The following is an 11629-nucleotide window of genomic DNA, read 5'->3' as shown; positions in this document are numbered from 1 at the left end:
TATTTTTATGCTTAGGTTTGTTTTTGTTGTTACGGTTTTCATTTCAAATATTTCCTGTGCGCTTTCTGATGGGCGCGCACCTATGCCTCTTCCTGAGTCTCGCGCAGAAATATATGCGTACTACAAGTTGGGCTGGCTTGCGGATGGGTATCCGGGGAAGTATACCGATAACGGATTGGTTGCTCATCCTATTTACGGTACGTATGTGATTTATGATTATCTTAGAGAATATAAGAGGACTGCTGACTCTCGTTATCTTGATGCTGCTGCCAGTGTTGCTAGAGCCGGGGCGAGCAGGATGGAGGATGTTGGCGATGCATTGGTTTTTTATTATCGCCCGGAATCCGGTCTCACACCACTGCCTGATAAGTTCTACAGCGCCTTAACCCAGTCTCGTTGGCTTGATGCTTTTAGTAAAATATATGAGCTGAATGGTGATTTGTACTTTAGAGATATGGCCGATAAGGTTTTCTTGAGCCTTAGTATTCCTGTCGATCAAGGTGGAGTTCTAAAAGAGGTTCAAGGGGGCGTTTCTATCGAGGAGTATCCCCATAAGGTTCCGCTGTATACGTTGAATGGTTGGCTTACGGCGTTAAATATTATAATTGAATATGCTGAACGAAGTGGAAACTTAAATGCGCGTGGGTTGATTGATGGGAATTTGCATGCGCTGAGAAAAATGTTGCCTCTGTACGATTTGCCTGCGCTTTCAAATAGTCGATATCAGTTGGCTAATGTGGCGAAAATAAAATTTACAGGTGTCAAGGTTGTCGATGTGAAAGTTGAAATCCCTGGGGAGGGGGTTTTTCCGCTGGATGATGTACAGGGCGTGGGGCGGCAGTGGAGTAATTACTTATATCCGCTGTCTGGAGCGCAGGGTCTCCATGCTGTTCTTGGGTATGTTTCTGCCCCGCAGCCAAATGTGTTGCATATTACCACTGCGTCTGATGGGGTTCTAAATGTTGATATGGGTGGGTCTTCTTATAATCCCTTAGTTACATCTCTTGCGGTTAGGCAGTGGGATAGGGTTGGCAGTTTCTCAGTTGTCGGGAATAAGGTTGCTGTGTCCCTTCCGTGGAGCAAGGCATATCTGGTTGCGTATCCTACTGCGTTCACGAAAAAAATTGGCGATAAAAAATACAATGTATATCATTTTATACATATTAATGAGTTGATGAAGCTTTATAGGTATACAGGGGATGATGTTTTTAAGGAGTATGCAGAGCGTTGGAGGGGGTATGTTGCGAGCTGGAAATCGATTGATGCCTATCGTGTGCCGGGTGTATCTTTGGAGTCATATCGGCCGTAGTTTTAACTGTTCTGTCTAGGGTTCTGGAGAGTGTTTTGAAACGATATATTCTTCTTGTGCTTCTGTTCCTGGTTGGTGTTGGGGTGGTGAGTGGTATTTATTTCCAGTCCCTGCATCAGGATGGTTCTGTCTTTAATTTGCAGCAGCCTGTTGATTTTTATTCTTGTAATGATTCTCGGTATTATTCTGGACATGGTGTGGAGGCGCTTGATACTGCAAGTCTGAATGACTATGTGGCGGCAGTAAATGCGCAGGGCTCCAGCTTTTGTTTCAATGTTGCTGATGCCTCTCAGCTTGGTAGTTTGAAACTTGTGTGGTATTCACAGGCAGAGGCGCCACGTTCTATCGAGGTTTTAGGTCTTGTGGAGGGGGAAGATGAAGCCTCAGGCGAGGTTCTCTGGGCTAAGGAAAAGCCTGTTACTGTGAAGTCTTTGTCTGGGTTTTTCTATTCGGAAATTAATTTTGATTCGCCTTCGCGGTTTTCCAGGTTTCGTGTGAATTATGTGTCGGGTGCTGGGCAGGACCGGTTGCTGCTTCGGGCGGCTGCCCCATTTTTTAAAATCTCTGTTGATGAGGATGTTGCTTCGCTTTTAAGTGATATCCATCGTGTGTCTGTGATTGCGCCTTATGGGATTGGGGTGGCCGAAACAGATGCAAGAGATGTTGATGCCCTGGTCTCGGGCTTGAAGTCTGCAAGCTCTCTGCATTGTGGGAATTACAGTTATATATTCGCGCATGGCATAGAGAGTGAATATGACTGGACTGCGGTCGGTGCGCTTTCCAATTTAAAGGCTGCTCACACTGTTGTGGAGGTTGACTATCCTGCAGGCAAATATACAGCAGACCCAACGCTGGGGGCCTTGTATTTTTGCTCTTATTCATCTATGCAGGCCGGGACGTGCGATTTTTCCAAGGCTATATATACGGACACATATAATCCGATTTTGTGGCGGTACAAGGGTGCTGATTTTTATCCGGGAGCAACTATTCAAAGTACTTATTCTGGTATTCAGGATTACTTTAATGCGTACCGAAAATTGGATGGTAAATAGTTTGGGGTTGGTATGTGCGGTTTAGCAGGTGTTGTATCTGGCTTTGGCGTTAAGCAAGAAATTTCTGATGGGCTAAGGAATATGCTGGCAGTCATCCGTCACCGCGGCCCCGATGGTGAAGGGGTTTGGCTGGATGAGCGCCGTCCTGTTGGGTTGGGGCATGTACGCCTGGCTATTATTGATCCGGAGCACGGCAAGCAACCGATGGTGACCGAGGACGGCCGCTATATCGTGGTGTTCAATGGTGCCATCTATAACTACTTGGAGTTGCGGCGCGAGCTGGTAGGCAAGGGGCATCCGCTTCATAGCTACTCAGACACCGAGGTGTTGCTCTACGCCTATCGGGAGTGGGGCGAGAGCTTCGTCGATCGATTGGTCGGCATGTTCGCGTTCGCGATCTGGGACAAGCATGATCAGAAACTGTTCTGTGCACGTGATCGCATTGGTATCAAACCGTTCTATTACCACTTTGATGGGCAGCGCCTGTTGTTCGCCTCAGAGATCAAAGCGATTCTGGCCGATCCTTCCGTCAAGGCACAGGCCAATACGCAGGGGCTTCAGGATTACCTTACGTTCCAGTTTTGCTTGAACGAGAAAACGCTATTCAAGGGGATAGAGAAGCTGGAGCCGGGGTATTGCCTGTCGGCTACATATGATGGGTCGAATCAGCTTCGGATACAGGTCCGCCAGTACTGGGATCTGCATTACCACATCGATGAAGAGCATGATGAGCGTTATTTCATCGATACCCTGGCCGGGCTGATCGATGACTCCGTGCGTTTGCATATGCGTTCGGATGTGCCGCTGGGCGCGCACCTTTCAGGCGGTCTCGATTCCAGCGCAATCGTTTGCCTGGCCGCTCGGATGTTGAATGGAGAGCAGATAAAGACCTTCACCGGTGCCTTCGCCGAAGGGGCGCAGTTCGATGAAACTGCCTATGCCAAGGATGTTTCCTCATTCGCCGGTACGGCTTACAACGAGATATATATTCCTGCAGGTAACGAACTATCTGAAGTGCTGCCTCGGTTGATGTATTACATGGATGAACCATTGGCAGGGCCGGGTGTTATTCCGCAGTACTACGTCTCTAGGTTGGCCAGCCAGCATGTGAAGGTGGTCATGGGGGGGCAAGGCGGTGACGAGCTGTTCATCGGTTACGCTCGCTATATGGCAGCCTACCTTGAGAAGTGCCTCTCCGGTGCGATCTATCAAACGGCTGACCAGAATCGTTACGCGGTTTCTTTGGAGTCGATCGTTCCCAACTTACCCCTGTTGGCGACCTATCAGCCAATGCTGCAAGGATTATGGAAGGACGGTCTGTTTGGTCCGCGGGATCAACGTTATTTCAGTCTCGTAGATCGCAGCGGGGGGGTGAGTCACCTGTTCAACCAGGATGCGATTCGTGGTCAGTGTGGCTATTCACCGTTCGAGTCCTTCCAGCGCATCTTCAATCGCGATGAGTTGCACTCGTTGGTCAACCAGATGACCTACTTCGACCTCAAGGGCTCATTGCCAGCGTTGTTGCATGTGGAGGATCGTACCAGTATGGCGGCCTCTATCGAATCCAGGGTTCCACTGTTGGATCACCGCATCGTTGAGTTCATGGCCACGGTTCCACCAAACATCAAGTTTGCGGGCGGTCGGATGAAGCATCTCTTCAAAGAGTCCATTCGCAGTGCTGTGCCGACTAGTATTTTCGAGCGTAAGGACAAGATGGGCTTTCCGACGCCCTTGACCCAATGGACGAAAGGGCCGGCACGCGATTTTGTGAGGGATACGTTGTTGTCTCAGCGGGCTCGGGAGCGCGGGCTGTTCAATGTCGAGGCGGTCGAACGGGCGTTGGCGAGCGAGAGTGAGTTCGGGCGCGTGGTCTGGGGCCTGCTTAACCTTGAGTTGTGGCATCGCGTGTTCATTGACGGGGATATGAAGCCTAGTGGTGTCTGAGCGCAAGAGTTCTCCCCGTCGTGTGCTGATGCTGTGCAATGATCGCCAGATCGACCGCCGCATTCTCCTTCAGGCCGATAGCCTGGAGGAGTCGGGTTGGCAGGTCGTGATCCTGGCTATGCCGTTGGATGACGGCAGGGTGGATTCCGACCCGCGCGTGTGCCGTATCGGTGCGGCGGCAGGTTCGTCTGTGCGTCGTGAGCACATTGTCCTTTCGTGCTATCGCCTGGTACGTCGTCGCCTGGCGATGAATGGCGCGCTGATGCGGCGGTTGAAATCTCTTGCCTGGCAGTTTCTTGTCGATCATGAGCGCTTCTATCTGAATCTCTTTCTAGCGGACGGTCGCCGTTTCGAATCGGATGTAGTAGTGGCGCATGACCTGCCCATGTTGGTGGTAGGTCGTACGCTGGCCAGAGAGTTCGGTGCGCGCTTGGTCTATGACAGTCATGAGTTGTATTGCGAGCAGGAGTTTTCTCGGGGACAGCAGATCAGTTGGGCCAGGGTCGAGCGACGCCATATTCATGCTTGTGATCGTGTTATCACCGTCAACCCGTCTATTGCGCGTGAGCTGAAGGCTCGGTACGGACTGGATGACGTGCAGGTGATTTATAACGCTGAGCGTGTCGGGCCGCTGGGTGCTCGATCCTGGTATCTGCACGAGCGTTTCTCCATAGCCCGGCAGCATCCAATTTTGCTGTTCCAGGGAGGACTGTCGGCGGGGCGTAATCTGGTCGAACTGATCGAGGCGATGGCGTTGCTCGAGGACTGCCCGGTTCATTTGGTTGTGCTGGGAGATGGTCAACTGGCAGGAACACTTGAAGCATTGGTCGCACGGCGGCGGCTGTCTGCGCGCGTGCATTTTCATCCGGCTGTGGCTCAGGCGGACCTGCTTGCGATTACTGCGTCCGCAGATGCGGGAGTTATCCCTTATCAGGCTATCTGTTTGAATAATTTCTATTGCACTCCTAACAAATTATTCGAGTTCATTGCTGCAGGTTTGCCGATTCTGGCCAGCGATCTGCCAGAGCTCAGGCGCCTGGTGGTAGGGCACGACATTGGGCAGGTGTTCGATTTATCCAGGCCCGAGAAAATTGCGCAGGCCATCACCGACTTTTTCTCTGCCAGTGAGCGGATTGATGCGTGGCGCGATAACCTGAGAGTTGTTCGCGAACAGCTGAGTTGGCAGTGTGAGGGAGAGCGGCTCAAGGAAATCTATGAGGCGCTTGCATGAAAATCGCAGTGGTTTATCAGTATTACCAGGGGCATTCTGCACCAGGGCATTCGCTGATTTATGAATATACGCAGCATTTGGCTGAGCAGGGGCATCAGGTCACAGTGATCTCCGGCGAGACCGGCTATATGCGCCCTGATCAGTCAAAGCGACCGTGGTATAAGCGCTTGCTGCGTATTGAGCGTGACGGCCTGGTCAAGGTTATTCGGACCTATACCTACAGCGAATTGCATCGCAGCTATCTGGGACGCCTGATCAGTTTCATTTCGTTTTCTCTGACGGCGCCGATCGGACTTTTACGTTCCGATAAGCCGGATGTGCTACTGGCGTCTTCACCTCCCATCTTCCCTGTGTTTTCGATCTGGCTCGTGTGCAAGCTGCGACGTATTCCAATGGTTTTTGAGGTGCGTGACCTGTGGCCGGAGTCGGCGGTGCAGATGGGGATTTTGCGTAACCGCGCGCTGATTGCCGTCATGTCGTGGATGGAGCGTGTGCTCTATGATCAATGCGATCTGGTCGTTGCGCTGACTCAAGGTATTCATGACGATATCGAGCGCCGAGGATGGCCTGCAAAAAAGCTGAAGGTGATCACCTGTGGTGTAGATCTAAAGATGTTGTTTCCTGATCCTTGTGCAGGGCAGAAGGTTCGTCTTGAGCATGGATGGGGTGAGCGCAATGTGGTGTTGTATCTCGGGGCCATGGGGCAGGCTAACAACCTCGACCTCATCCTCGATGCGGCATGCAGATGCGAGGATGATAACGTCCTGTTCGTATTGGTGGGGGACGGGATGCAGCGCCTGCATCTGGAGGCGCGGGTTCAGGCCGAATGTCTCGCTAATGTGATGATCCTGCCGTCGGTTCCCAAGGCTATGGCACGGGCTTATATCAGCGCCGCTGACATTTGCCTTGTCACGCTGTTGGATATTCCGCTGTTCCGGGGGGCGATCCCCACCAAGTTGCTCGATTACATGGCCTGTGAGTGCCCTGTTCTCTGCGGTATTTCGGGTGAGGCTGCTGAGATAGTCAGCGTTTCGGGGGCGGGTGTTGTATTTGCTCCCTCTGCAGATCGGCTCGTTGCCGCGATGATGGAATTGCTGGCCGATCCGGAGCGGCGTCGCGTCATGGGAGAGAACGGCGGTCGCTACGTGCGTGCTTATTTCAATGCCCAGGTTAACCGAGCGAGAATGGCGGCGACCCTCGCTGAGGTCGCGAACTCGGTGCCATCGCGTTAGCTTCGGTCATTGACTGCTGAGCAGTCTTCTTTCTCGCGCAAGAGATGGTGTGAAATGGAGAGGAAAATCTCCATAATGTCACGCCATTTAATTGGGCGGCTCACTTGAGGCACTACGGTGCATATGTTGGCAGGCAGCCGCTGAATTGACGCTCTGTGGCTGGGCCTGTGCCATGTTTTCTGCAGTGCGTTTCTGAGGAGATTGAAAAATTAACGTTCCCTTTATTGACCTCAAGCGCTTTGAGCCGGGTTTCCACGCGGCGCTGATGGAAAAATTCCATGCCATGACCCTGGGCGCGCAATTCATCGGCGGTGCTGAGGTAGCTACGCTTGAAAGCCGTCTGCAGGCCGAGCTGCAGGTCGCGCATGCGGTGAGCTGCGCCAACGGTACCGACGCCCTGCAACTGGCGTTGCGTGCGGTTGGCGTGGGCGAGGGCGACGTGGTGCTGGTGCCGAACGTGACCTTCTGGGCAACCTTCGAGGCGGTAGTGAACGTCGGCGCCAAGCCGGTGACGGTGGACGCCGACCTCAGCGATGGCGGCGTGTGTTTCGATGCCTTTGCTCAGGCCATTCGCGAGTCCCGGCCCAAGGCGGCACTGGTGGCGCACCTGTATGGCTGGGGCACTGCCCGCCTGCTCGAATTGCGTGCGTTGTGCCGCGACCAGGGCGTGGTGCTGGTGGAGGACGGCGCCCAGTCCTTTGGCGCCCGTTATCAGGGCGAGCCCATCTACAAGGGCGCGCACATCTCCACTACCTCCTTCTATCCGGCCAAGGTGCTGGGCGCTGCCGGTGACGGCGGTGCAGTGTTCACCGACGATGCCGTGTTGGCCGACAAGGTCCGCCGCCTGGGCAACCATGGCCGCACTGCTCACTACGGCTACGGTGACGTGGGCTGGAACTCGCGCCTGGACTCGCTGCAGGCGGCCTTCCTCAACCTGGCGCTGGATCACATCGAGGCACGGGTCGCCTCGCGCCGCGAAGCCGTGGCGTTTTACCAGAAGCACCTGCCGGCCACCGGCATCCAGCTGATGAATGCGCCTGCCGGCTATGAAGAAAACGGCTACTGCAATGTCTGCCTGGTGCCGGATGCCGCACTAAAGGCCAGCCTGGAGGCCCGCCTCAAGGCCGAGGGTATTGGTTTTGGCAACATCTATCCCAGCGTCATGTCCAGTCAGCCGGGCGCTGCAGCCTACATCAAGGGCCACTTTGGTGGCCAGGTCGGCGAGCAGCTGTGCGCCTCGGTGTTGAACCTGCCGCTGTTCCCCTACATGACGGAAGCCGAGCAACTGCGCGTGGTCGAAGTGGTCGGTTCGGTTCTCGGAGGTGGCAATGTCCGCTAACGACGTCTACATCCATCCCAGCGCCAACGTTTCGGACAAGGCCAGCATCGGTGCTGGCAGCAAGATCTGGATCAACGTACAGATCCGCGAGAACGCAGTGATCGGCGAGGGCTGCATCCTGTCCAAGGATGTCTACATCGACCACGCAGTGAAGATCGGCAGCCGCTGCAAGATCCAGAACAGCGTCTCGGTTTACAACGGCGTGGAGATCGGTGACGACGTGTTCGTCGGGCCCAATGCCTGCTTCACTAACGACAAGGTGCCGCGCGCCTTCAATGCCGACTGGAAGATCACTCCGACGCGCATCGACGACGGTGCCAGCATCGGCGCTAACGCCACCATCGTATGCGGCATCACCATCGGCGAGTTCGCCATGGTCGCCGCCGGCAGCGTGGTGACCAAGGACGTTGCGCCCTACACCCTGGTCATGGGCAACCCCGCACGTGCGGTGGCTCGTATCGACCGCGAAGGTAACCGCGTTTCCGGAGATGTTTGACGTTATGCAACAAGTACTCAAGGTAGGTCTGATCGGCCTCGGCAACATGGGGCGCAACCACCTGCGCGTACTGTCGATGCTCAAGGGGGTCGACTTGGCCTTTGTCGCCGATGCCAATGCCGAAGTCGCCGCCAGGGCCGGCGAGGCGCATGGCATCCCGGGCGTGGTCGACCCGACACCGCTGCTGGCCGACGTCGATGCAGTGGTGATCTGTACTCCAACCGTGACCCACGCCGACTACATTCGCCTTGCTGCAGCCCATGTGAAGAACATCTTCGTCGAGAAGCCGCTGGCCGCCACCCTGGATGAAGCGCGGGAAATCGCGACCTTTGCCAGGGACAAGGGGCTCAACGTTCAGGTCGGATTCATTGAGCGTTTCAATCCCGCAGTGCAGGCGCTGAAGACGGTGCTTGACCGTACCGAACGCGTCATCAGCCTGGACTTCACCCGAACCAACAAAGTCAGCGCGCGCATCACCGATGTCGATGTGGTCACCGATCTGATGATCCACGACATCGACCTGGCCCTGTACCTCAACGGCCCGGCCCAGTCGGTAGCCGCCCACGGCTTCGCACACGGCAACATGATCGACTTCGCCTCGGCACTCATCACCCACGAGAACGGCCAGTTTTCGCGCATCCAGGCCAGCCGCGTGACGGACAAGAAAATCCGCCAGATCGAAGGCACCTGCGTCGACATGTTCGTCGACTGTGACCTTCTGCGTAAGGAAATCCTGATCAACCGCCAGTCCGAGGCGCGTGACATCGGTAGCCTGCCCTATGCCATATCGGCGATCCAGGAGGCTGTCGCCGTCCCGCCGCAGGAAGCCCTGCTGACCGAGCTGCAGGCATTCATGGCCAGTTGCCGTCAACCGGCAGCTGGCGAGGTTCCGGGGGTCGACGCTGGCGTCGACGCAATGAAGATATGTGCACAAATTCAGGCGGCGGTTCAGGCATGACGATTCGAGAAGGTTTTGCGGGCAAGGGTGTTCTGGTCACGGGCGGCGCCGGCTTCATCGGCAGCCACCTGGTGGACCGCTTGCTGGCCGAAGGTGCCGCTCACGTGGTGGTGATCGACAACCTCTTCGTCGGTTCCGAAGACAACCTGGTCGAGGCCCTGGCCAGCGGCAAGGTCACCTTCTACCGTGATGACGCCGAACTCAGCACCAGCCTGGAATACATCTTCGCCAACCACGCCATCGACGTGGTGTTCAACTGCGCAACCAAGGCGTTGAACTACTCCTTCCTCAATCCGGCCAATGCCTTCGACACCAACGTCAAGGTGGTACTCAATCTGCTCGAGCTGCAGCGTCGCGGGCTGTTCAAGACTCTCTGCCACTTCTCCACCTCGGAGGTGTACGGCTCGGCGGTGTATGAGCCGATGGACGAGGCCCATCCGCGCAACCCCACTACCACCTATGCCGCCGGCAAGGCAGCAGCCGACCTGGCGGTGGAAAGCTACGTGCGCATGTTCGGCCTGGATGCCTACATCGTCCGTCCGTTCAACAACTACGGGCCACGGCAGAACCACAAGGGCATGCTGGCCGGGGTGATCCCGATCACCGCCGTGCGCCTGCTCACGGGTGGCACCCCGGAGATTCATGGCGAAGGCACTCAGAGCCGCGACTTCATTTATGTCCATGACACCGTGGATGCCGTGGTCAAGCTGCATGCCGTGCTGCCGTCTGGCGAAACGGTGAACATCTCCACCGACAACCAGATCTCGATCAACGAGCTGATCCCGCGCATCTGCGCTCACTACGGCTACAGCGGCGAGATCTTGCGCAAGCCTGCGCGTCATTCCGACGTGCTTTCGCACAACGCCAGCAACGAGAGAGTGAAGGGGCTGATCCAGTATTCGCTGACCCCGTTCGAGCAGGGCCTGGCGCAAACCCTGGACTGGTACACCCATCTGATCGGAAGTCGCGCATGAGCCAGATCCGTTTGATGAGACCCTATATCGGCTTCGATGAAGTCGAAGCCGAGTTCCGCGATGTGTTCGATAGCGGCATTTTCACCCGAGGTCAGCATGTCGAAGCGTTTCGGGCCGAGCTGGCTGCCTATACCGGCGCCAAGCATGCTTTCCTGACCACTTCAGCAACCACTTCGCTCTGGATGTGCCTGAAGTTGCTGGAAGTCGGCCCGGGCGACGAGGTGATCGTTTCCGACTTCTCGTTCCCAGCGTCGGCTAACGTGATCGAGGATCTGGGCGCACGACCGGTATTCGCCGATGTCTGCCCGGAAACCTTCAACATGCGTCCCGAAGTGCTCGATGCCCTGATCGGTCCGCGTACCAAGGCGGTCATCTTCGTCGATGCGCTGGGCAATCCGACCGGCATTACTGAGATCAAGCGCATTTGCTCGTCGCGGAGCATACCCTTGATCGAAGACGCCGCCTGTGCCATCGGCAGCTCGGAGAATGGTGTTCGCTGTGGCGCCATTGCCGACCTGACGTGCTTCAGCTTCCATCCGCGCAAGCTTATTAGCACGGGGGAGGGCGGTGCGATCACGACTCATAGCGACGAGTGGGCGCAATGGCTTGCCGTCAAGCTGGCGCATGGCGCCTCCGGCATGAAGGGCATGGCGCTGGATTTTGTCGATTACGGCTACAACTTCCGCCTGTCCGAACTGCAGGCGGTGATGGGACGCAAGCAGCTGGCAAAGATCGATGACATCGTCCGAGAACGTAACGGCATCCGTGACCAATATGTGGAGCAGCTTTCCGAGCTGGGTTTCGTTGCGCAGAAGGTTGGCCCCTGCGTAGCCTACAACGTGCAGTCGATGGTGTTCAGGGTACCCGAAGGATGTGATCGGGACCGGCTCATTGCGGATCTGCGTGGCACGGTGGAAACAACCATTGGTACCTATGCCCTGAGTTCAGGTAGCTACTTCCTGAACAAATACAGTGATGCGCAACCAACGGCGACAAAACTCGAAGCCACTACCATAACCTTTCCCTGCTTTACTGGGCTGGACGTGGACGCAGTGGCTTCAGCCGTGCGTGCCACTTTGCGTTGAGGGAGGACC

10 protein-coding genes are annotated in these 11629 nt (G+C 55.7%); all 10 read left to right on the top strand.

Going from position 1 to position 11629, the window contains the following annotated elements; all coding sequences use genetic code 11:
• Nucleotides 1-7: 7 nt before the first annotated feature.
• Nucleotides 8-1309 carry a D-glucuronyl C5-epimerase family protein gene (locus tag INS93_RS12340; protein WP_192982310.1) on the top strand — a complete coding sequence of 434 codons (1302 nt, stop codon included), beginning with the start codon at nt 8-10 and terminating at the stop codon, nt 1307-1309.
• A 35-nt stretch (nt 1310-1344) separates the two neighbouring features.
• Entirely contained in the window at nt 1345-2361 is a 1017-nt protein-coding gene (locus INS93_RS12335) for a hypothetical protein (RefSeq protein ID WP_192982308.1), read from the top strand.
• A 12-nt stretch (nt 2362-2373) separates the two neighbouring features.
• A complete protein-coding gene (gene asnB, locus INS93_RS12330) occupies nt 2374-4305 on the top strand; it encodes an asparagine synthase (glutamine-hydrolyzing) (protein WP_192982306.1) in 1932 nt (643 codons plus the stop codon).
• Nucleotides 4298-5536, top strand: coding sequence for a glycosyltransferase family 4 protein (locus tag INS93_RS12325; RefSeq protein ID WP_192982303.1), 1239 nt, complete (start codon nt 4298-4300; stop codon nt 5534-5536). Before asnB ends, INS93_RS12325 begins: the two co-directional genes overlap by 8 nt.
• Entirely contained in the window at nt 5533-6768 is a 1236-nt protein-coding gene (locus tag INS93_RS12320; protein ID WP_192982300.1) for a glycosyltransferase family 4 protein, read from the top strand. Before INS93_RS12325 ends, INS93_RS12320 begins: the two co-directional genes overlap by 4 nt.
• 265 nt (nt 6769-7033) lie before the next feature.
• On the top strand, nt 7034-8107 hold the full coding sequence (locus tag INS93_RS12315; protein WP_226945491.1) for a DegT/DnrJ/EryC1/StrS family aminotransferase: 1074 nt from the start codon (nt 7034-7036) through the stop codon (nt 8105-8107).
• Nucleotides 8097-8603 (top strand): acyltransferase, encoded by a 507-nt coding sequence (locus tag INS93_RS12310; RefSeq protein ID WP_192982298.1) that lies wholly within the window; start codon nt 8097-8099, stop codon nt 8601-8603. Before INS93_RS12315 ends, INS93_RS12310 begins: the two co-directional genes overlap by 11 nt.
• Nucleotides 8604-8607: 4 nt before the next feature.
• On the top strand, nt 8608-9561 hold the full coding sequence (locus INS93_RS12305) for a Gfo/Idh/MocA family protein (protein ID WP_192982295.1): 954 nt from the start codon (nt 8608-8610) through the stop codon (nt 9559-9561).
• Nucleotides 9558-10535, top strand: coding sequence for an NAD-dependent epimerase/dehydratase family protein (locus INS93_RS12300; RefSeq protein ID WP_192982293.1), 978 nt, complete (start codon nt 9558-9560; stop codon nt 10533-10535). Before INS93_RS12305 ends, INS93_RS12300 begins: the two co-directional genes overlap by 4 nt.
• Nucleotides 10532-11620 carry a DegT/DnrJ/EryC1/StrS family aminotransferase gene (locus tag INS93_RS12295; RefSeq protein ID WP_192982291.1) on the top strand — a complete coding sequence of 363 codons (1089 nt, stop codon included), beginning with the start codon at nt 10532-10534 and terminating at the stop codon, nt 11618-11620. The genes INS93_RS12300 and INS93_RS12295 overlap by 4 nt, the downstream gene beginning before the upstream one ends.
• The last annotated feature ends 9 nt before the right edge of the window (nt 11621-11629 follow it).

Origin of the sequence: Pseudomonas sp. EggHat1 (assembly GCF_014892995.1) — a bacterium.
In the GTDB taxonomy this organism is placed as follows: Bacteria; Pseudomonadota; Gammaproteobacteria; order Pseudomonadales; family Pseudomonadaceae; genus Aquipseudomonas; species Aquipseudomonas chaetocerotis.
This window is presented reverse-complemented; position numbering and strand designations above follow the sequence as displayed.

What these genes read in the sequence shown, in the direction of transcription:
- INS93_RS12305 (WP_192982295.1), top strand. Translation starts at nt 8,608, where the DNA reads ATGCAACAAGTACTCAAGGTAGGTCTGATCGGCCTCGGCAACATGGGG.
- INS93_RS12295 (WP_192982291.1), top strand. Translation starts at nt 10,532, where the DNA reads ATGAGCCAGATCCGTTTGATGAGACCCTATATCGGCTTCGATGAAGTC.
- INS93_RS12300 (WP_192982293.1), top strand. Translation starts at nt 9,558, where the DNA reads ATGACGATTCGAGAAGGTTTTGCGGGCAAGGGTGTTCTGGTCACGGGC.
- asnB (WP_192982306.1), top strand. Translation starts at nt 2,374, where the DNA reads ATGTGCGGTTTAGCAGGTGTTGTATCTGGCTTTGGCGTTAAGCAAGAA.
- INS93_RS12340 (WP_192982310.1), top strand. Translation starts at nt 8, where the DNA reads ATGCTTAGGTTTGTTTTTGTTGTTACGGTTTTCATTTCAAATATTTCC.
- INS93_RS12315 (WP_226945491.1), top strand. Translation starts at nt 7,034, where the DNA reads ATGGAAAAATTCCATGCCATGACCCTGGGCGCGCAATTCATCGGCGGT.
- INS93_RS12320 (WP_192982300.1), top strand. Translation starts at nt 5,533, where the DNA reads ATGAAAATCGCAGTGGTTTATCAGTATTACCAGGGGCATTCTGCACCA.
- INS93_RS12310 (WP_192982298.1), top strand. Translation starts at nt 8,097, where the DNA reads ATGTCCGCTAACGACGTCTACATCCATCCCAGCGCCAACGTTTCGGAC.